Genomic DNA, 19,448 nt, shown 5'->3' on the forward strand with positions numbered 1-19,448 from the left:
GATACGAAAATGCGGCGAGGCCATGGTGCCCCGAGCCTTACATCCGGGCGCCATAACATCACGTTAAGTTACTGCAAAACTTGCACTATTGTACGAACACAAGGGTCGAATTTCATGCTTTGGAAAGGATCTCGCCCTAGCTGTCCGAAACATGGCCATATCCGCGACTTTCAGGCCCGACAAGCCGCAGGACCAGTCCTTTCTGGCCCGTGTAGCTTTGCCTGCAATCGCGGCCGTTGCGACGCTCGCCATCGCCCTGACCGCCGTGGTGCTTCTTTCGGCGAGTCAGGCGAACAAGCTCGCGGGTGATCGCCAGCAAGCGCTGATCGAGACCGTATTGAAGCAGCGCTCAGCTGCCATCGCGCATGATCAGGAAGGGGTGACGATCTGGGACGAGGCGCTACGGCACGTGACCGCGCCCCACACCGATTTCAAATGGCTCGATGATAATCTCGGGGTGTGGCTGCACAGCTATTACGGGCATGATGAGGCCTATGTTCTCGATGTCTCGGGCGATCCGATCTACGCGATGCGCGACGGCAAGCGGATGTCCCCGGACGGCTATCGCCAACGCGTCGGAGCGGTCGCAGCCCCCCTGGTCCAGGACCTTGTCCGCAAGCTCACGCGGCCCCTCCCTCACTCCATTACAGTACCGCAGCGCACACCTGACAGCTACGCAATCGACCGCGTCGGCGGGCATCCCGCGATCGTGAGCGTCAAGGCCATCCTCGACGAAGAGGGCAGCATCACGCCGGGGATGAAGCCGCCCTTTCATGTCAGCGTGCGTCGCCTCGACGGCAGTTTCCTCAAGGAACTTGCCGAGGCCTATCAGTTGGCCAATGCGCGCTTCGCGACCGCGGTCGATCCAGTCGGATCGGACCGTGCAGCGCCGCTCGTCGATCGCACCGGAAAAACCCTCGGCTATATCGTCTGGGAACCCTTTGGTCCGGGCGCGCTGATGGCACGGCGGATCGCGCCGTTCGCGATCGGTGCGCTGGTGCTGATCCTGGCGATGGTTGGCTGGTTGCTGCTGCGTATTCGGTGCAGCACGCTGGCGCTCGAAGCGAGCGAGGCCCAGGCGCAGCATCTCGCCTTTCACGATCCGCTCACCGGGCTCGCCAACCGCGCCCTGTTCGATGATCGGCTCGCGCACATTCTCGCAGAGGCTCAGGAGAACGACGCGCAGGTCGCCCTGCTTTATTTCGACCTAGATCGGTTCAAACAGGTCAACGACACACTCGGACATCCCGCGGGGGACGAGTTGATTGTCGCAACCGCGCGGCGGCTTGTCGAAGTCACCCGCGAGACCGACGTGGTTGCGCGCATCGGCGGCGACGAGTTCGCTGTCATCCAGACCGGGGCGGCTTCTGCAGCCTCAGCTGAGATCCTGTGTCTGCGCATCATCGAGGCGGTCAGCGAGCCGTTCGACCTTGCCGGGAGCAAGGCGAGTGTCGGCGTCAGCATCGGAGTTGCCCTGTCGCCCGCAAACGCGACGACTCGGACCGAGCTCACCCGCAAGGCGGATATCGCATTGTACGAAGCAAAAGCCGCTGGTCGCGGTCGGTACATGTTCTTTCGCGAGGAGATGGACGCTGGCGTGCGGCATCGCCGCGAGACAGAGGCCGACCTGCGCGAGGCGATCAATGCAGGTGATCAGCTCCGGCTCGAATATCAACCACTCTACGCGGCACAAAGCGGACAGATCATCGGGGCGGAGGCGTTGCTGCGCTGGCAGCATCCGGTTCGCGGCATGATGTCTCCCGCAACCTTCGTGCCGATTGCCGAGGCGTGCGGCTTAATCAATCTGATTGGCAGCTGGGTCTTGGAACGCGCCTGTCGGGACGCCGTTCGCCTGCGCCTGCCCACCATTTCGGTCAATGTCTCCGCGGTGCAGTTGCGTGACGAGGGATTGGCAGAGGAAATCCTCGCGATCCTTAAATGCACCCGGCTTGAACCGTCGCGGCTGGAGATCGAGATCACCGAAACGAGCTTCATCGAGAGCGCCAGCGCTTGCCAGGCCACACTAGTACGGCTGCGCGCTGCGGGGGTGCGGATCGCGCTTGACGATTTCGGCACGGGCTATTCCTCGTTCAGCCACCTGCGCAATTTCGAGGTCGACCGAATCAAAATCGACCAGAGCTTCGTCAACGGAATCGACATGCGGCGCGGCGGAAGCGCGATCATCCGAGCGATCGTCGATCTGGCCAAGGCAAGCGGGATGCAGATTACGGCAGAAGGCGTGGAAACGGACGAACAGCGCAACTTTCTCGCCGATGCCGGCTGCACATCGTTGCAGGGCTATCTGCTGTCTCGCCCGCTCAGCCCGGCTGCCATCGCCGCCCTCCTGTACCGGAACCCATCGCTCGAAATGCGCCGCGCGGCGGCCCAGTGACAATCAGTTGGTTAACTCGTTCTTAATCCCCGGTGATTTCTGCCGAAACGCGCCGCAGCTGCGGCATACCGAGTTTCCTGACACCTAGGTTTCGGTGGCCAAGACCCGGCTTTGACGCTACATTTTGGGTAGGTATTGTCCGGGGCGTGGCGTGGTAAACAGGACGATTCTCGTATGCGACGACAATGAGCTGCTCGTCGAGCTGCTCAGCTTTCGCCTCGAGAACAAGGGCTATCGCGTGCTGATCGCACGCGACGGAGCGCAGGCGGTGGCGCTCGCCGAACAGCATCTGCCCGACGCGATCATCCTGGATACGATGATGCCGGTGATGGACGGCCAGTTGGTGTTGCGTCGGCTGCGCAGCCAGACTGAAACCGCAGCGATCCCCGTCATCATGCTGACCGCGCGCAAGCAGCAGCGCGACATCGTCGATGCTTTTGACCTCGGCGCCAGCGACTATCTGGTCAAACCCTTCATCCCGGAGGAACTGATGATGCGACTGGCACGGCTGTTGCCGGAACTGAAATGATCAGCGCCGCAGCCCTACTTCTCGCGCTCCCCATCGCCGCGCCGCCGCAGGATCAGGCGAGCGTCTCAGACCCCTATCAGTCCGCCGTGTCGGCGCGGCTGGCCGGCGATCCCGCGCGCGCGGTGGCGCTGCTCCGGCCTGTCGTCGCGGCTAATCCCCGCAACCCCGACGCACAGGTGCAATTGGGGCTAGCCCAACTGGCGCTCGGGCAACTCGACGCCGCCGAGGCGGCGTTCCGCGCCGCGCTGACGGTCGCGCCCGACTATAATGACGCTCGGATCGGCTTGGCCCGGATCGCGCAACGACGCGGCGATATCGCCGGGGCCCGACGCGCGCTAGAACCTGTCGATGAAACCAACGCCGATGCCGCAGAACTGCGTCGGCAGCTGGCGACCGAGCCCCTCCCCGCCCGCTGGCAGATCGACCTTGAAACCAGCCTGAGCGACCTGTCAGGACCGCAGCCCGACTGGACCGAGGCCGTCGCTCAGCTGCGCTACCGTCCAAGTCCGAGCACAGCGATCGGCGCGCGGATCGAATATGCGCGGCGGTTCGGCCGCACCGACGTTTATGGCGAAGCATTGCTGGAAGGCGCGCTTGGCGACGGGCTGCGCGGCTATCTGAGCGTTGGAGCCGCCGCCGATCCCGACTTCCGGCCTGAGTGGCAGATCGGGCTGGGCGGTTCCGCACGCGTACAAAGCGGACCCTATGCGACGATCCTGACCCTCGATGCGCGACAGGCGCGGCTCGCGCTCGGCGACGTGCAAAGCGCTTCCCCGGGGATCGAGCAGTATCTGGGCGGGCGGTTCTGGGTCACGGCACGCTGGATCAATTTGTTTGACGAGGATGGGCGGCACCAATCCGGTTATCTCCTGCGCGGCGACCTGCAGGCGAGCGATCCGCTGCGGCTATTCTTCGGCTACAGCGACGCGCCCGACACCGACGAGGGGATCGTTATTCCGGTGCGCAGCGTCTTTGGTGGTGTCAGCATTGACCTTTCACCTCGCGCGACCTTGCGGCTTTCCCTTGCGCATGAGGACCGCGCAACCGGTGCCGACCGCACGCAGTTCGGCGTCGGTACCGGCTTCCGATTTTGAGTGCGCTGCTGCTGATCTGGACCGTGTCGCTCGTGCTGGCGGTGGCGGCGGTCGTGGTAATGGGCGGGCTGGTGCTGTTGCGACTGGTGGCCCACTGGCGCCGCGACCGGCACCTTGCCGCACGCCGCCGGCTGACCCCGCTACTGCTCGCGGGCGAGCGGATCGATCCGGCGCAGTTTCGCCATGTGCCCGACCATGTCATCGCCGATCTGTCATTAAGCCTGATGCAGCTCGTCCGCGGCCCCGAGCGCACCGCATTCATCGCCAGTGCGACGCAATTCGGCGTGCCCGAGCGACTGGCGCGGCGGATGCGCGCAGGGGCCGTGCGCGACCGAATGGCTGCGCTGCAGGGGGTGGCACAGTTCGACAACGCGAGCTCGCGCGCGGCGCTGCGCCGCGCACTCGGCGACCCAGACCGAAACATCCGGCTCGCCGCCGCGCAAGCGCTCGCTGACAAAGGCGAGGCGTTCGAGCTGATCGATCTGGTGCGGCAGTTAGAACTGGGCGCGGGGCAATCCTCTCGGCTGACGGTGAGCCTGTTTGCGTCGATCGCACGCACGCGACCGAACGAGATTAAGGAGCTGGTGCTCCAGCTCGACCAGAAGAGCGAGGTGCGCGTCGCCGCAGTCGAGGCGCTGGCGGAAACCGGGGATTTCTCGCTGGTGCCGATGATCGCCGAGCTGGCGCTTGCGGCCCGCGACGCGACAGATGAGCTGCCGCGTTATATCCACGCGCTGGGCCAGTTCGGCCACCCGAGCGGTGCGCGGGCGGTACGGCTCGCGTTGTCGAGCAAGTCGATGGCTGCCCGCGCCGCCGCCGCTCAGGCTGCGGGTCGGATCGGCATGGTCGACGCGGTGGATGGGCTGATAGTGCTTCTCGACGATCCCGAATGGTGGGTCCGGTTTCGCGCGGCAGAAGCACTCATCGTGATCGGCCCCCCCGGCATTGCGCGGCTGCGCGAAGCGGCGAAACGCGGGGACGGCGTTGCGGCTGAGGTCGCGAATGCGATCCTCGCCGAAAGGGGGATCGCGCGATGATCGTCTTCCCCGGTTGGCTCTATACTGCGGCGGAAATCGTCACTTGGTTCGTTGTCGGGGTCGGGCTGCTTCAAATTCTGTTCAACATCGTCCAACTCGGCTTTGCGGCCGTCGCACTCCATCGCCGCCCGGCACTGCAGCCGACCGAGGTGCTGTGGGATCGCTATGCCGACCTAGCGCCGCCGATCGCAATCATCGCGCCAGCTTACAACGAAGAACTCACGATCATCGAAAGCGCGGAAGCGTTGTTGGCGCTGCATTATCCCGACTTCGAAGTGATGGTGATCAATGACGGGTCGAAAGATGCGACGCTTGCCCGACTGATTGCGCATTTCAATCTGACCCCGGTGCGTCGCTATCTCGACTTGGCAGTGGAGAGCAAACCGATCCGTGGCCTCTATGCCAACCCGGCATATCCGCGTCTGCTCGTGATCGACAAGGATAATGGCGGGAAGGCGGATGCGATGAATGCGGGAATCAACGTCGCGCGTGCGCCGCTGGTTTGCGTGATTGATGCAGACACGTTGCTAGAGCCCGACGCGCTGATCCGTGTGGTCCGTCCCTTTGTGGAAGATCCGATCCGGACCGTCGCCGTCGGCGGCACAATCCGCATCGCCAATGGCTGCCGGATTGAGCATGGACGGCTGATCGAAGCCAAGTTGCCCCGCAACCTGCTCGCGCTGTTTCAGGTAGTGGAGTATCTTCGCGCATTCCTCATGGCCAGGCTGGGGCTGAGCCAGATGCAAACGCTGATGATCATCTCCGGCGCATTCGGTCTATTCCGGCGCAGCAGTACGATCGAGGTTGGAGGATTCAGCCAGAATACCGTCGGTGAGGATATGGAGTTAGTGGTCAAGCTCCACAGGCACATGCGCGAATGCAAACGCGACTATCGCATATCGTACATCCCCGAACCGGTCTGCTGGACCGAGGCGCCGGAGAGCCTGTCGATCCTCGCCAACCAGCGCGCACGCTGGCAGCGCGGCACGCTCGAAACCTATCGCAAGCATGGCGACATGTTCCTCAACCGAAAATATGGCCGGATCGGCTTTCTGGGGTTCGGGCAGGTGTGGGTCATCGATGTGATCGGCCCGATCATCGAGGTGGTCGGCTATGCGCTCGTGCCGCCGCTATGGCTACTCGGGCTGATCTCGGTCGAATATCTGCTCGCTTTCGTCGCCGTTGTTTTTACCTTCGGCGTGTTCATTAGCGTCGCGACCCTCGTGCTGGAGGAAATCCAGCTACGCCGTCTGAAAAATGCGCGCGATCTTGCCACGTTGACCGTCGCTGCGATCGCCGAGAATTTCGGCTACCGCCAGCTGAACAATTTCTGGCGGCTGCGCGGCTGGTGGCAGTTTGTGCGCAAGAAACAGGGCTGGGGAACGATGGTGCGCAAGGGGTTTCAGCGTCCCTAAGGCAGCGCGTCGAGTTCCTGCAGCAGCGTGACCGACAGTGTTTCCAGCGCCTCCGCCCCTGCCCCTGCCTCGACCGCTTCTTCGACCGCCAGCGCGGCCTCGCTGATCGCCTGGTAGCCGAAGGTCCCCGCCGTTCCAGCAAGCCCGTGGCAAAGATCACGCAGTGCGTCTCGCTCGCCTTTCGCGAGATACCGGCGGATCGCGCCACTGTCAGCAACCGCACGCGCCGCAAACCGCTTGCGCAACGCCGCCATTTGCGCCTCGAACTCAGCCATCGAGTAGCGCACGCACTTGGTCGGCGAGCGTCATCGGATCGAATGGCTTGGCAAGAACGCCCCGTGCACCAAGTTCGTAGAATCGCTCTACTTCATGCGCCTGAGTCCGCGCGGTGATGAACACGACCGGGATATCAGCCGTTTCGGACTGCTCGCGCAGGCGGGTGAAGGTAGTCGGCCCATCCATCCCCGGCATCATTACGTCGAGCAGGATCAGGTGCGGGTGCCATTCAATGGCGACCCCCAGCCCATCTGCACCGGACGCGCAACTGCGCACCTCAAGATCGGGGTCGAGTTCGAGCGACAGCTGCGCGACCTCACGAATGTCGGCCTCGTCATCGACATAGAGGATCCGGATCATCGGTTCGCCTCCTCTCGTTGCGCGATCCTGAGCATGGTCTCGTTCACGAGCACTTCGAGCGTGGCGCGCGACTTGACCAAGACAAGATCGACGCCGGCCGCGCCGCACTGTTCCGCTTCCTGCGCCGTGAATACGATGATTGGGAGATCCGGCTGGCTGTTGCGCAGCGGTGAGACCAAATCCGTCCCGCATCCGTCGAGCAAGCCGATATCGAGAATGGCGGCGTCGATCCGCTCCCGCCCCAGCGTCGCACGCGCTTCGGCGACGCTGGGGGTCGAACGCAATACCGCCCGCCCTTCAAATGCGTCGACAAGAACGTCGAGCATATCTGGATCGTCATCGACATGAAGAATGACGGGGAGCTTCGCGGTCGTCGCGTGTTCACTCACCAGCTCTGCTGCGGGCGCGGGTTCAACGACGGGCCGGGGCGCGGCGGCTGCGGGCAAATCGACGTGGAACCTCGTGCCCTTACCTGGCTGCGATTCGAAGCCGACCGATCCGCCCAGACGCTGGACGATCTCCCGCACGATGCTAAGGCCAAGCCCGGTGCCGCCTTTCTGCCGCGTGTCCGAACTGTCGGCTTGGGCAAACTTGCCGAAGATACGGTCGCGAAAATCCTCGGGAATACCGCTGCCACGATCGGTAATGGAGATGCGATAGCGGCGGTCGAGCGGCCGGACATCGACCGTCACCACGCCGTCCTTCGGCGAAAATTTGAGCGCGTTGGACAAGAGGTTGGCAAACACCTGCATCAGCCGGTCCTCGTCCCCAAGCACTGCGGCGTTCGATGGGGGCGGGACCAGATCAATGCGCACGTCGAGTTGCCCGGCGAAACCAGAACTCTGCACCACAGCATTCTGCAACAACGTGTCGAGTCGCAACGGGCGGACATCGAACTGCATTCGCCCCGCCTCGATCTTTTCGATATCCAGAATGTCGTTGATCAAGCGGACGAGACGCGCAGAATTGCTATGTGCAATCCCGACGAGCCGTGCGGCCTTCGCGGGCAACTCGCCAGCCGCACCCCCGTTGATCAGACCGAGCGAGCCCGCGATCGAGGTCAGCGGTGTCCGCAGTTCGTGACTCACAGTGGCAACGAACTCGGTCTTCATCTGCTCCATCTCGCGTCGCTCGCTGATATCGCGGATGACGGCAAGATAGAGGGTGACATCAGCAAGGCGGACCGGGCTAATCGACACCTCGACAGGTATTGTCGTCAGATCGGAACGGCGCGCGACGAACTCCTCGACCTGTCCGTTGGCGTCCCGTCGGTTTGCCCCGAGGCGTCGCAAAAAGCTCTCGACTCGACCGCGGTCGGGCGCGACTTCGAACAATACGCCGATGTCACGGCGGAGCAGCGCGTCGGGATCGTATCGAAATAGCGCAGCGGCCGCTGGATTCAGGCTCTCGATACTTCCGCTCGGGTTGATCACGATCATCCCGTCCTTGGCGCTTTCAAAGATGATCTCCTGTCGGGCCGCTGAGTCCTCGGCTCGGCGTAGCGCCGCCTGCCGCGCGGCGGTGCTGCGCTGGACCAGCCAAACCGCAAGTGCGAGCAGCAGGATGAGCGTGATTTGCAGTGCGACCGTCTGCACGCGCAACCCGCCGCGAGCAGCGGCGGCAATTTCCGTCCGTTCGGCCAGGCGCGAGCGCTGAAGGCGGGAGAGTTCGGCGATATCCGCACGGATTCGGTCCATCATCCGCTTGCCTTCGCCGCCGCTGACGAGCGCGCGTGCTTCATCGCGCTGTCCCTGCGTGTACAGCGCCAGCGTGCGTTCGACGAACCGACGCTTCGCTTCCGAATCCACCTTCAGCCGCGCGAGACGCTCCCGGTCCGCGGGATCGACATCCGCAGTCGAAAGCGCATCGATCGACTGCCGCACATTCCGCTGCGCATCACGATACGGGGTTAAGAACGCCTCCTCGCCCGTAATCAGATACCCACGCTGACCCAGTTCGATGTCCTGATGAAGCGAAAGCACCCGATTGAGCGCTGCCCGCGTCTCGTAGGAGCGCTCGATCTCCACCCGCAGTCGCTCAGTTTCGTCAAATCCGCGATTTGCCAAGGTTGTGAGGATAAGAAGGATCAGCGGCACGCTCGCGGCGGCGGCGATAACCCCCATACGACCCCAGCGGATCCGGCCCATAGCAACACCTCATCCGTCCATTGTCGGCCAGCGACCGACCTATCGGCGTTGCGCCTGCCTCTAGTCAATTGCCGTGCGGTGGATCGATGGAGTTCTGTCCGGCTGCTCAAACGATCCGGGCGGCAGTCACCATTCGCACCAAATCCGACAAGGTTTTGGCCTGCATCTTCATCATCAAGTTGGCACGATAGACCTCGACCGTCCGTGCACTGATACCCAAATCGAACGCAATCGCCTTGTTCGCGTCTCCCCGAACTAGCCCCTCCATCACCTCAAGCTCGCGCCCGCTCAGCGAGGCAATCCGGTCGCGCACCGCCAGACGCTCCATCCGGATCACTTCATCGCCAGCGTGGGTGGCGAGCGCCTTGCGGATCGCGGCGAGCATCATCTCATCATCGAACGGCTTCTCGATGAAATCTGCAACTCCGGCATGCATCGCCTGAATCGCAAGCGGCACGTCGGCATGGCCAGTAATGACGATGACCGGCGTCCCGGCCCCCGCCCGCTTCATTTCCTCGACCAGCTCGATCCCGCTGCGCCCCGGCATGCGCACATCAGTGACGATACATGCTCCCGCCAGGGGCGGCGACGCAGTAAGAAAGGCATCTGCGGACACGAACGCGCGAACGCGGATCCCGGCACAATCGAGGAGGAACTCGAGCGAGTGGCGCGCCGCTTCGTCATCGTCGATCACATAGACAATCGGGTCACGCGACATCGTACACCTCCTCCCGGCCAATGCGCCTCAACGTCAGCCCGAATACCGCGCCGCCGCCGGGACGTGCGCCAGACCAGATATGCCCCCCGTGTGCCTCGACGATCGTGCGTGAGATCGACAGGCCAACACCCATGCCCGTGCGCTTCGTCGTGACGAAGGGCTGGAACAGGCGTTCCGCGACCTCGGGGTCTATGCCAGGACCGGTGTCCTCCACCGTGACCTCGGCCATGTTGTCGTCTAACGGCCGGATTGCGATGGTCAGTTCGCGCCGTGTTCCATCGCTCTGTGTCATTGCGTCGATTGCATTCCGGATCAGGTTCAACAAGACTTGCTGGATCTGGACCTTGTCGGCAAGAACGAGATCGACCGTCGGGTTGAAGGCGAACACCACGCGGATCCCGGCCTCTTTTACCCCAACCAGCGCCAGCGCGCTCGCTTCCTCGACCAGCTTGGGAAGGTTCTCTACCCCGCGTTCGGTTTCGCCGCGCGCGACAAACTCGCGCAACCGGCGAATGATATCACCGGCGCGCAGCGCCTGTTCCCCCGCGCGCTTCACTGCGTCCCGGACGCGCTCTAGCGGCACATTCTCGCGATCTAGCAGCAGCGTGCTGCCCTTGAGATAATTTGCGATCGCCGAAAGCGGCTGATTCAGCTCATGGGCGAGTGCCGACGCCATTTCTCCCAGCGCAGTCAACCGCGACACGTGCACCAACTCGCTCTGCAGTTCCTGGAGACGCGCCTCCGCCTGCTGCCGTTCGGTCAAGTCGCGGATGAAACCTGTGAAATGGCGCTGACTGCCCACACGCATCTCACCCACCGCCAGCTCCAGCGGGAATGTCGACCCGTCCCGACGCTCGCCGACAACCACGCGCCCTTTGCCGATGATCCGCTTCTCGCCCGTGTCATAGTAGCGCTGGAGATAACCAGCATGTGCGGTGCGGTACGGGTCCGGCATCAACAGATCTACCTTACGACCTAGCACCTCGTTCGCGTCCCATCCGAACATGCGCTCCGCAGCCGGGCTGAAGTCGCGGATCAAGCCGCCTTCGTCGATCACCACAATCGCGTCGGGCACGGTGTCCAGCAGTGATCGCAGATGCGCCTCGCGCTGCGCCAGACCTAGGGTCACCCGCTCGGCGTCGGCCCGCGCGCGCTGGAACCATTCGCCGCCCAATGCGATCGCCCCACCGATTACGACAAAGGCACCCGACGCAATCCCGCTGCCCGCAGCGATCGGCCCGCTCAGCCAGTCACACCACAGGCCCACCGCCGCACCCGCGAGGCTGGCCAAGATCCCCGCGCGCAAGCCGCCAAGCGCGCTCGCAAGCACCACGGCAGGGACGAAGAAGATATAGGTCGCGCGCTGCCCCAGATGCTCGGCAAAGCCAATCCGCACCCCGGCACCCACAGCGACTGCGAGCGCGGCGAGTACCAACGTCACCGCAAGCGGTGGCGAAGGAAGGATCGTGTGGCGCAGGGACAGACGCGGCTGGGTCACCGGCCCCTCATGCCCGGTCGCGCCCCCGAAGACCACCTCCGGTAAGGCCCTTAGGGTCATGATCTGAATTTCGGCCATCACCGGATCGGCCTAGCTCGGCACCACATCTTCAGCCGATTTCACGGAGACCCAAATGACCCCGCCGTTCATCGACCTTGGCGTCCACCACCAGCCCACGGGCCTGTCCGACCGGATCGCCTACGGCTTTACGAAATTGCTGCGCTGGACCGCCGACACGTTCTTCGCTGAGCGCTACGGACATCGCGCCGTAGTCCTCGAAACCGTTGCGGCGGTTCCCGGGATGGTTGGCGCGACGATCACCCACCTCGCCTGCCTGCGCCGCATCTGCGACGACAAGGGGTGGATCAAGACCCTCATGGACGAGGCCGAAAACGAGCGGATGCACCTGATGACGTTCATCGAGATCTCCAAGCCGACCTGGTTCGAGCGTGCGGTAATCATTGGCGTCCAATGGGTCTTCTATCTATTCTTCTTCGCGCTCTACCTCGTCAGTTCCAAGACTGCGCACCGGGTGGTGGGCTATTTTGAAGAAGAGGCGGTGATCAGCTACACGCACTACCTCGCCGAGATCGACGAGGGACGCAGCGCGAATGTCGCCGCGCCGGAAATCGCCAAGCGCTACTGGAACCTGCCCGAGGACGCGATGCTGCGTGATGTGGTGCTGGTCGTCCGCGCCGACGAGGCGCACCATCGCGACGTCAATCACGGCTTCGCGAACACGCTTGCCGGACTCCCCAGCGGCCCGATTGCTGACTGCCCGCCGCATGTGGCGCTTGAGCCGATCTGGAAGAACGTGGCCTGAAGTTCCCGGGCGTAACGGATGCCGCGCCCCACCCTTTCACTGGAGTAGATCATGCGTACTGTCTCGTCGGAAACCATGGCCATCGTCAAAGCAACTGCGCCCGCACTGGAGAAGCATGGCGTCGCAATCACCACAGCGATGTACCGCCGCCTTTTTGAGAACTCCGAGATCGAAGCGATGTTCGATCGCGCCGCGCAACAGAGCGGTGAGCAGCCGCGGCGGCTGGCAGGCGCGATCCTCGCCTACGCCAAGAATATCGACCGATTGCAGAATCTGGGGGCGGCTGTCGACCGGATGGTGCTTCGCCACGTCCAGACCGGCGTGAAGCCTGAACATTACCCCTATGTTGCAGCAGCGCTGCTTCCCGCCATCCGCGAGATCCTTGGAGAAGATGTCGCTACCGACGCAGTGCTGGCCGCATGGGGCGAAGCCTATTGGATGCTCGCCGAGATCCTGATTGCCGCAGAGGCAAACGCCTATGAAGACGCCGCCGCCGGGTGATAAAATTGGCGGCTTTCGGGAAGGCGAGGTGGGATGGGAATAGCGGGAATTGGGGCGCTTTGCCGACTGGCTGGCTTTTGTAATAGCGGACAGGCCGCTCATGGGCCGGGAGTAGACCGTTGGCTTTGAGGCGCAACAGCCCCCAAATGGTCACCTAGGCTTGCTTCGCCAACGGCCACCCCCAAGTCCCCCCATCCTGTCACTCTCTGGAGATAGCCCACGGAATCGTATCCTGCGAAAAATTCGGCACCTCGGTTCTCAACGGAGGCAACAAGAGCCATCCCCCTGTTCGCACCGGTCAATACGCATATGCTCGAAATGGCCGTGGTGTAGGATGCGCTAGCTGCGACTAGTGCGAAAGGCTGCTAAGTTGACGGGTATCACCCCCTGAGTTCGCCGGTGACTGCGCTGTATTCCAGCCCGAAAACCGCCTCTTCTTGACGATCGAAGGTTTGCATGACCAACTGATCGGGCAAGGCGACTGTAAGTTCGTCAGCGCAGGGAGTTCGCCATGTTGCCATCCCGTCAAACTGCCATCTCGTTCCATCGCATCCGCGCTGTTCAGCAGGCGCGCGATCTGCTCATGATCGCAGTTACGGGATTGGCGGTGAGTGGTTGCATGTCGACGGAGCCAGCAGCCGCACCGGGACGGACTTGGGCATATTCGCCTTATGCTTCAGGTAGCCAGTCCAATCCAATAGCGATTGAAGTTCCGGACTCCGCGCTGTCAGGCGCAGCCCCTTCTGGTCCCAAAACACAGCCCCAGCAAAGTGGTCCCATATTGGCCGAGCGGCAATTCGAGACCAACCTCGAGTTATTCCAGATCCTTCCGCTCGTCATCGAGCATTTGCAAATGGAAGCCTTGCCGGGAGGCGCGGCCAAGCTTGCCGCCTTCATCCAGGCAGCCAGGAACACTGCCGAGGTGTCCAACCCATCGTTTCCAAGCCAAGTGGTGGTATCGACACGCGCATGTGGTCGCGCAGATGGCGCATTACGCCAATGGGCGGAGACCCGGTTCTGCAACGCGGGGTTGACCCGCTACGATGAACTTCGCATCGAGACCTTTGCGAGCTGGCGCCCTACAACAAATGTTCCCTGTTCCGATTGTGTAACACAATACACGAAGCGGCTGAACGCGTTGACGATAGACACGTTGACGGCACCCCTTGGTTCAATCGGTTATACGGGCCGCGGGGTCATCGAGGGCGGACGTGGAGGCCCGTTCCCCTCACCCCTTGTCCATAGCGGCTTTGTCCGCGGACCTGCAGCGCCTCTGCTGGCTGCAAGCCATCGTCCGCTGGCAGATATGGCGGGCAAGCCGCTCGAGCTTCCGCCGGCCGTCTTCCAGCTGCAAATCTACTTTCCCGCAAGCGCAGAAAATTGATGATTGGGTTCCAGCCAAACTCCGACCCTCACCTGCAGGAACGGCGATGATGGCCCCAAAGCGCCGCGGCGGGACGAACGGTCGCGTCTGGGTGCGTGTGCCGGGGTGTTGAGCCACCGAATCTCGGGCGCAGGCTGTCGGCGGAGCCATCAGGTGATCTGGCAGCAGCTTACGGCGCCCCTGCCGGCTTGGGTTCGGCTCGATACTGCGTGCAGATAACTGACGGGGAAAAAGTTGATGTTCAGCTCGAGTGTGACGGCAGCGGTCTTCATGTCAACCGCGCCGATTTCTTCAGCCACGCCGTTCCAGCAACAGGCGAGTTGCTGGATCAACCATGTCGTCGCCACCAAGAATGGTGTTCGGGTATATTTTCGTCGGAAAGGAGGTCCGCTTTTCGTGAATCTGGCCGATCGTGTTTTCATACCAGCCGCTGCGCCGGTTGATCCGGCGCGACCGGAGGATGCGGCGGTGGAGGTGATTTTAGGAGATCGGTCAACCGAAGCGGACAAATTGGCCTTGAGGCTGAAGAATCTTTGAGCCTGCCGGGGCTGCCACCATCGTCGAAACGCTTCATCCCAGCCAGTCACTGAGCGCCACGATTCCACCTATCAGCGGCGGAACCCCAAACACTTTTACGAATGGCTGCCTTGGGGAGCTTCAACCGACTGCACAAAGACCGACAGTGGTGCGCCTAGCGGCCATCGCTGCTGGATTTTCCCGGGAACAAATGTCGCTCGTGCGGCCAACCAGAGTCCAAACCCCGATCCCTCGCCCGCGCTTAGTTCAGGAAGCTGATTGCGGTCCGCACGAAGTCCGATAGACAAGGGCTATGTTCCGGACCCCGATCCTCGCGCTCACCCTGTTCGCCTTGGCCAGCGGCTGCGCCGACGAGCGGCAGGCGGATGTATCGCGCCCTGCGTCGGCACCGCTCAAGATCACCAGCTGGAACCTCGAGCATCTCGCCGAGCGCAACGGCCAAGGCTGCCGTCCCCGCACCGATGCCGACTATGCCGAGCTGCGCCGTCATGCCGATGCGCTTGGCGCCGATGTGATCGCGCTCCAGGAGGTCGAGAGCAAGGCTGCAGCCGAACGGGTCTTCGATCCGGCCCGCTATGATGTGGTGATGTCAGCGCGCCCACAAAGCCGCCGCGGTGGCAGCTGCTATGGCAAACCGGGACAGAGCATCGGCCACCAGGCCGTCGGGTTTGCGATCCGCAAAGGGGTTTCCTGGACCCGCAACGACGATCTGTCGGCGTTGGCGCTCGGCAACCCGGACCTGCGCTGGGGTGTCGATGTCACGATCGCGGGACGCCGCCCGATGCGTCTCCTTGCCGTTCACCTCAAGTCGGGCTGCAATTCAGGGCGTACGCCGAGCGACGCCGACTGTCCGGTTCTGTTCGATCAGCTGCCCGTGCTCGAACGCTGGATCGACGGGCGCGCCGCCGCCGGCGAGAGCTTCGCGGTTCTTGGTGACTGGAACCGTCGGATCGCCGCAAGCAGCGACGCTTTCTATGCCGAAATCGATGACAATGCCCCCGCCGGCGCTGATCTGACGATCGCTTCGGGCAACCAGGCCGCCAGCTGCAAGGCGCGCTATCGCGAGTTCATCGATCATATCGTGTTGGGCGCGAAAGCCACCGCCCGCACGGTCCCGGGCTCGTTTGAAGAATATCGCTATGACCTGCCCGAGGATCGGCATCCCTCGGACCACTGCCCGATCTCGATCAAGGTCGCGCCATAACGCAGCGCTCCGATCCACCGGCCTGCGTCGGCCGCGTGGGAACGCTCAGGACAGCAGCCAGCGGATGCCGCTCCAGATCCCTGCAACCGCCGACGCGCCGACAAGCAGCGCCAGCAGGACGGCCTCGATCATTCCGCCCGTGGAGAACTTGTCGCGCTTGCGGGCCATGAGCGCAAAACAACCACAGCGAACGGAGGGCGGCCAGCGGAATCGACTCCGGGCCGGTTCGCTGGCACCCTCCGCATATGTGCAACCGTTTCCATCAGTCGGAGAAGGTGGTCCACCATCTGGCCGAGTGTGGCGTGATCGTCGACGTCGACATTACCGACCGCCCCCGCCAGATCTTTCCGACCGGCAAAAAGACGCCCCGCTTTGGCCTGGTCGTGAAGCGCCAGAGTGCCGGCAATCAGCCGCTCGTTGCCGCCATGCAGGAATGGGGCTTCCCGACCACGATCAAGGGCGCCAAGGGTCAGCCGCTTCAGAAGTACGTGACCAACGCGCGCAACCTCGACAGCAGCTTCTGGCGCGCGAGCCTCACCAATCCCGAGCAGCGCTGCCTGGTCCCGTTCACGCATTTTGCCGAGCCGCATCCCGACGGGGGCAAGGGCGACGATGGCATGCCCAAACAAGCGTGGTTCAGCCTGCCCGATCAACCCGTCGCGATGTTTGCGGGACTGTGGCGCCAGACCGAGCGCGGGCCTGCCTTTGCCTTCGCGACGTGCGAGCCGAACGCGATCGTCGGCCCGATCCACCCCAAGGCGATGCCCGCGATCCTCACGCCCGCCGAATGGCTGGACTGGCTGAGCGCCGACGCGGGCACCGCAAAGGCACTGGTGCGCCCGTATGACGGACCGATGGCGATGCAGGTCGAAACCCCGTTCCTCCCCGGGGAGAGCGCCCAGGACGCGCGCCCCGCTCTGCTGCTATGACGCCCGACCAGGAGCGATGGGCCGAGGCGCTCGCGGTCGAGCGATTGCATGGCGCGCTGGCGCTCGCCGGCGATTCGGCAGGCGTCGCGCGGTTCAGGCAGATCGCCGCCAAACTTGAATCGATCCAGCGCGCGTCTCGCGACGGGTGATCCTTCCACCAAAGTCACCGCCGCTTTGGCCGGTTCGACATCGGTCGGGGAGCCCGCGTCCGCTCGGACGCAGGCGGGACACACGTCGCGCCCTTTTGAGGGCCATCGCCAGCGTGGCTGGCGCATCTTGGGGAGCCGCAGCGCAAGCCCCCCCCGCGCTATCAAGCGCGCAGCGGAATTCGAGCTCAACCGACCCGCGTCGAGCGACCGAGGCGCGCCGCCACGCCTCCGTCCTTCAGATTGAGGAAATCTCTGGACCGCGTCGCCTGCTTCCAAGCTGCCAGTCGATACCGCCTGATTGCACGGTGCCCGCTACCCGATTGCCGAACTGCCGTTCGAGCACCGGACGCCACGGCACCAGCGTAAACTCGCGGCTGCGCTCAACGAGCGCGTAGCGACCACTCATCAACGCGATCCGACGCGTCAATCGCCCGTCGATTTTCTCGCCCTGCCTGGACTCGACAAAGACCTTGCGCAACGAGCCCTCGAGTTCGCCGGCCACGCGCAGCAACTCGCGCCGCTGCAATAGGGCAAGCGCGCCGCGGTTGAACGCGATCCCGCCGGCTACAGGCTGCGCCAGCCCCTGCTCGATCAACCATTGCCGACGCGCGGCAAGCGCGGCGCGCACCTCGCGACCGAACCCCGCGTCGCGCGCCACGATCGGCTCCTCGCCCGCAAGCGCCCGATCAAGCCAGGTTGCGGCATTCGCGCCCGGCAATTGATCGAGCGGGGCGCTGGACAGCGTCTCGATCAACACCGGCTGATCGCGCGCCAGCCGCCCCTCATAGGCACGCACTCGCTCGAGGTGCCGATCGCTGACAATCCAGCTCCCATCGTCCTGCCGCTCGACGACGCCCGCGCGCCGCAATGCCTCGAGCCTGCGCACATGGGCTTGCGCGAAGGTGCTGCTCGCCGCGGGATCGTCGCGAAGGTGCAACTCGACCGAATAGCGGCCGCCATTGGCAGCGGCGATCCGCGCGATCGTCCGGTCGGCCTCGCGGACCTCGGCAACTTGGGCGGTCACGCGCACGATCGCCCCCTCGGGCAACGGGTCCGACGCACCGGCACTGCCGATATCGAGATAATGAACCCGTCCATCGACCCCATCCACGATCAGATACTGGCGGTCGCGATGTTCGTCTGAGAGCCCGCGCTGGACGACCCGCCCGACGACCGGTGCCGCAAGCGTGCCCGCGATCACCCGATCGGCAGGCGCACGCTCGAGCTTCCGCGCGGTCAGTTCGCGCTGCATCAGGCGGATGATGTCGCCGCGCTCGCCCATGCGCCGCAGCGTATCCTCAAGGCCGTCGGCGAGCCGCCAGCGGCCCTGGCCCAGATCATCGGCAAGACCCATCGCGGCGAGCTTGCGCAAACGACCGGTTGCGACCGCCTGCTGGAAGGGGTCGTTGTGCGCGGGACTGGTGATCCGATCGGGGTCCATCCGCGCCAGCAATCGGCGATCGATCGCCGTCAGCCGCTCCTGCTCGACATCCTGCCGGAGCCGGTTCTCGATCTCGCGGTCGGTTCTTGGTCCCAAATCGAGTGACGCAAGCTCGGCGGCGCGCTCACGGAAGCCATGCGCGATATATTCCCGAGCGATGACGAGGTTCTCGCCGCGATCATCGACCCCGCGCAGCACGATATGCGTGTGCGGGCGCTCGGTGTTGAAGTGATCGACCGCGACCCAGTCGAGCTTCGTTCCAAGGTCATGCTCAGCCTGGGCCATCAGGCGCCGGATGAACGGCTTGAGGTCGGGATACTCAGCGCCATCCTCGGCCGACACAATGAAGCGGAACAGGTGACGATCGCCGCCGCAGCGCTCGAGAAACGCCTTGCCGTCGGCGGCATCGCGATCGCGCCCGTACAGCGCACCCGGCGAACCCTCGCGGGTGACCCCGTCGCGCTGGATATAGCGCAGGTGTGCGCGGGTCGCGGCGAGCGCCGTTCCGCGCATCCGCACGAGCCGGGTTTTGACGATGGCCCGGCGCGCGCGCAGCCCGACGAAGCGATCGCGGCTCGACAGCAGCCGCCCGATGCTCGCGCCGCGTCCGATCCGGCTGCCATCGAAGCGGCCCCGCTTTACGCCGCCAGAGCCTCCGGCGAGACGGGCCGCAGCGAGCACGCGTCCGCCATATTTGACAACGCGCTTGCCGTCCTGGCCGCCGGGCTTGCCGAGCTTGGGGGTGAACTCGTCGTCGCTCACCGCGCCGCGTCCTCAGTCTCGCGATTTTGCCCGGCAACCCACGCATTTGCGCCATTCTTCGCGATCATGTCTCGCGCGACCGCTTCGCGGTCTCGCAACAAAAGGATGTGCAGACAATCACTTGAGCAGGGTCGAGAGACACTGCCTTTATCTTGTTTTCCCTTCTCCTTCCCCCCACCCCCTCCCCGGCTCAAAAAGAACGCCGGGACACGCCACCCCAAGGGCGGCGCATCCCGGCGCTGTGCAGGCAGA

Annotated in this window: 19 protein-coding genes; 12 read left to right on the forward strand and 7 right to left on the reverse strand. The window is 63.9% G+C overall.

All coding sequences use genetic code 11. The features are described 5' to 3' along the window. Nucleotides 1-88: 88 nt before the first annotated feature. From VGN66_RS17490 to VGN66_RS17510, 5 genes are all read left to right on the forward strand, one after another. A complete protein-coding gene (locus VGN66_RS17490) occupies nt 89-2,392 on the forward strand; it encodes a putative bifunctional diguanylate cyclase/phosphodiesterase (protein ID WP_327520055.1) in 2,304 nt (767 codons plus the stop codon). A 151-nt stretch (nt 2,393-2,543) separates the two neighbouring features. Beyond that, nucleotides 2,544-2,921: a response regulator transcription factor gene (locus VGN66_RS17495; RefSeq protein ID WP_224919859.1), complete on the forward strand. Its 378-nt coding sequence runs from the start codon at nt 2,544-2,546 to the stop codon at nt 2,919-2,921. Then, complete coding sequence (locus VGN66_RS17500) at nt 2,918-4,015, forward strand: YaiO family outer membrane beta-barrel protein (RefSeq protein ID WP_327520056.1); 1,098 nt, start codon at nt 2,918-2,920, stop codon at nt 4,013-4,015. The genes VGN66_RS17495 and VGN66_RS17500 overlap by 4 nt, the downstream gene beginning before the upstream one ends. Continuing rightward, nucleotides 4,012-5,052, forward strand: a complete 1,041-nt coding sequence (locus tag VGN66_RS17505) for a HEAT repeat domain-containing protein (RefSeq protein WP_327520057.1) — start codon at nt 4,012-4,014, stop codon at nt 5,050-5,052. Before VGN66_RS17500 ends, VGN66_RS17505 begins: the two co-directional genes overlap by 4 nt. Beyond that, nucleotides 5,049-6,467 carry a glycosyltransferase family 2 protein gene (locus VGN66_RS17510; RefSeq protein ID WP_327520058.1) on the forward strand — a complete coding sequence of 473 codons (1,419 nt, stop codon included), beginning with the start codon at nt 5,049-5,051 and terminating at the stop codon, nt 6,465-6,467. The genes VGN66_RS17505 and VGN66_RS17510 overlap by 4 nt, the downstream gene beginning before the upstream one ends. Here VGN66_RS17510 and VGN66_RS17515 read toward each other — a convergent pair. From VGN66_RS17515 to VGN66_RS17535, 5 genes are all read right to left on the reverse strand, one after another. Continuing rightward, nucleotides 6,464-6,742 carry an Hpt domain-containing protein gene (locus VGN66_RS17515; protein WP_327520059.1) on the reverse strand — a complete coding sequence of 93 codons (279 nt, stop codon included), beginning with the start codon at nt 6,740-6,742 and terminating at the stop codon, nt 6,464-6,466. The genes VGN66_RS17510 and VGN66_RS17515 overlap by 4 nt on opposite strands. Further along, entirely contained in the window at nt 6,735-7,103 is a 369-nt protein-coding gene (locus VGN66_RS17520; RefSeq protein ID WP_327520060.1) for a response regulator, read from the reverse strand. Before VGN66_RS17520 ends, VGN66_RS17515 begins: the two co-directional genes overlap by 8 nt. Further along, nucleotides 7,100-9,250 carry an ATP-binding protein gene (locus VGN66_RS17525; RefSeq protein ID WP_327520061.1) on the reverse strand — a complete coding sequence of 717 codons (2,151 nt, stop codon included), beginning with the start codon at nt 9,248-9,250 and terminating at the stop codon, nt 7,100-7,102. The genes VGN66_RS17520 and VGN66_RS17525 overlap by 4 nt, the downstream gene beginning before the upstream one ends. 106 nt (nt 9,251-9,356) lie before the next feature. Beyond that, on the reverse strand, nt 9,357-9,968 hold the full coding sequence (gene fixJ, locus VGN66_RS17530; RefSeq protein WP_327520062.1) for a response regulator FixJ: 612 nt from the start codon (nt 9,966-9,968) through the stop codon (nt 9,357-9,359). Continuing rightward, the gene (locus tag VGN66_RS17535) at nt 9,958-11,526 is read right to left on the reverse strand and encodes a PAS domain S-box protein (protein WP_327520063.1); all 1,569 of its coding nucleotides are present in this window, start codon (nt 11,524-11,526) and stop codon (nt 9,958-9,960) included. Before VGN66_RS17535 ends, fixJ begins: the two co-directional genes overlap by 11 nt. 73 nt (nt 11,527-11,599) lie before the next feature. On the opposite strand from VGN66_RS17535, the gene VGN66_RS17540 reads away from it, so the two are divergent. The 5 genes from VGN66_RS17540 to VGN66_RS17560 all read left to right on the forward strand — a co-directional run bounded on the left by VGN66_RS17540 (nt 11,600) and on the right by VGN66_RS17560 (nt 15,915). Continuing rightward, the gene (locus tag VGN66_RS17540; RefSeq protein ID WP_327520064.1) at nt 11,600-12,289 is read left to right on the forward strand and encodes an alternative oxidase; all 690 of its coding nucleotides are present in this window, start codon (nt 11,600-11,602) and stop codon (nt 12,287-12,289) included. Nucleotides 12,290-12,340: 51 nt separating this feature from the next. Beyond that, complete coding sequence (locus tag VGN66_RS17545; protein ID WP_327520065.1) at nt 12,341-12,790, forward strand: globin domain-containing protein; 450 nt, start codon at nt 12,341-12,343, stop codon at nt 12,788-12,790. A 511-nt stretch (nt 12,791-13,301) separates the two neighbouring features. Further along, nucleotides 13,302-14,174, forward strand: coding sequence for a hypothetical protein (locus VGN66_RS17550; RefSeq protein ID WP_327520066.1), 873 nt, complete (start codon nt 13,302-13,304; stop codon nt 14,172-14,174). A gap of 270 nt (nt 14,175-14,444) precedes the next feature. After that, entirely contained in the window at nt 14,445-14,711 is a 267-nt protein-coding gene (locus tag VGN66_RS17555; protein ID WP_327520067.1) for a hypothetical protein, read from the forward strand. Nucleotides 14,712-15,003: 292 nt separating this feature from the next. Further along, nucleotides 15,004-15,915, forward strand: coding sequence for an endonuclease/exonuclease/phosphatase family protein (locus VGN66_RS17560; RefSeq protein ID WP_327520068.1), 912 nt, complete (start codon nt 15,004-15,006; stop codon nt 15,913-15,915). Nucleotides 15,916-15,960: 45 nt separating this feature from the next. On the opposite strand, the gene VGN66_RS17565 is transcribed toward VGN66_RS17560, so the two are convergent. After that, on the reverse strand, nt 15,961-16,083 hold the full coding sequence (locus VGN66_RS17565) for a hypothetical protein (RefSeq protein WP_327520069.1): 123 nt from the start codon (nt 16,081-16,083) through the stop codon (nt 15,961-15,963). Between the two features lie 77 nt (nt 16,084-16,160). On the opposite strand from VGN66_RS17565, the gene VGN66_RS17570 reads away from it, so the two are divergent. Further along, the gene (locus tag VGN66_RS17570) at nt 16,161-16,844 is read left to right on the forward strand and encodes an SOS response-associated peptidase family protein (protein ID WP_327520070.1); all 684 of its coding nucleotides are present in this window, start codon (nt 16,161-16,163) and stop codon (nt 16,842-16,844) included. Beyond that, complete coding sequence (locus VGN66_RS17575) at nt 16,841-16,993, forward strand: hypothetical protein (RefSeq protein WP_327520071.1); 153 nt, start codon at nt 16,841-16,843, stop codon at nt 16,991-16,993. The genes VGN66_RS17570 and VGN66_RS17575 overlap by 4 nt, the downstream gene beginning before the upstream one ends. A gap of 235 nt (nt 16,994-17,228) precedes the next feature. Here VGN66_RS17575 and rlxS read toward each other — a convergent pair whose 3' ends face one another. Continuing rightward, nucleotides 17,229-19,196 carry a relaxase/mobilization nuclease RlxS gene (gene rlxS, locus VGN66_RS17580; protein ID WP_327520072.1) on the reverse strand — a complete coding sequence of 656 codons (1,968 nt, stop codon included), beginning with the start codon at nt 19,194-19,196 and terminating at the stop codon, nt 17,229-17,231. Nucleotides 19,197-19,448: the final 252 nt, after the last annotated feature.

The sequence above is a fragment of the Sphingomonas sp. genome (assembly GCF_035998645.1).
GTDB lineage: Bacteria > Pseudomonadota > Alphaproteobacteria > Sphingomonadales > Sphingomonadaceae > Sphingomonas.

Coding starts and splice junctions, on each gene's coding strand:
- VGN66_RS17550 (WP_327520066.1), top strand. CDS start 13,302: ATGTTGCCATCCCGTCAAACTGCCATCTCGTTCCATCGCATCCGCGCT.
- VGN66_RS17540 (WP_327520064.1), top strand. CDS start 11,600: ATGACCCCGCCGTTCATCGACCTTGGCGTCCACCACCAGCCCACGGGC.
- VGN66_RS17555 (WP_327520067.1), top strand. CDS start 14,445: ATGTCAACCGCGCCGATTTCTTCAGCCACGCCGTTCCAGCAACAGGCG.
- VGN66_RS17575 (WP_327520071.1), top strand. CDS start 16,841: ATGACGCCCGACCAGGAGCGATGGGCCGAGGCGCTCGCGGTCGAGCGA.
- VGN66_RS17545 (WP_327520065.1), top strand. CDS start 12,341: ATGCGTACTGTCTCGTCGGAAACCATGGCCATCGTCAAAGCAACTGCG.
- fixJ (WP_327520062.1), bottom strand. CDS start 9,968: ATGTCGCGTGACCCGATTGTCTATGTGATCGACGATGACGAAGCGGCG.
- VGN66_RS17560 (WP_327520068.1), top strand. CDS start 15,004: ATGTTCCGGACCCCGATCCTCGCGCTCACCCTGTTCGCCTTGGCCAGC.
- VGN66_RS17510 (WP_327520058.1), top strand. CDS start 5,049: ATGATCGTCTTCCCCGGTTGGCTCTATACTGCGGCGGAAATCGTCACT.
- VGN66_RS17565 (WP_327520069.1), bottom strand. CDS start 16,083: ATGGCCCGCAAGCGCGACAAGTTCTCCACGGGCGGAATGATCGAGGCC.
- VGN66_RS17570 (WP_327520070.1), top strand. CDS start 16,161: ATGTGCAACCGTTTCCATCAGTCGGAGAAGGTGGTCCACCATCTGGCC.
- VGN66_RS17500 (WP_327520056.1), top strand. CDS start 2,918: ATGATCAGCGCCGCAGCCCTACTTCTCGCGCTCCCCATCGCCGCGCCG.
- VGN66_RS17515 (WP_327520059.1), bottom strand. CDS start 6,742: ATGGCTGAGTTCGAGGCGCAAATGGCGGCGTTGCGCAAGCGGTTTGCG.
- VGN66_RS17525 (WP_327520061.1), bottom strand. CDS start 9,250: ATGGGCCGGATCCGCTGGGGTCGTATGGGGGTTATCGCCGCCGCCGCG.
- VGN66_RS17520 (WP_327520060.1), bottom strand. CDS start 7,103: ATGATCCGGATCCTCTATGTCGATGACGAGGCCGACATTCGTGAGGTC.
- VGN66_RS17535 (WP_327520063.1), bottom strand. CDS start 11,526: ATGACCCTAAGGGCCTTACCGGAGGTGGTCTTCGGGGGCGCGACCGGG.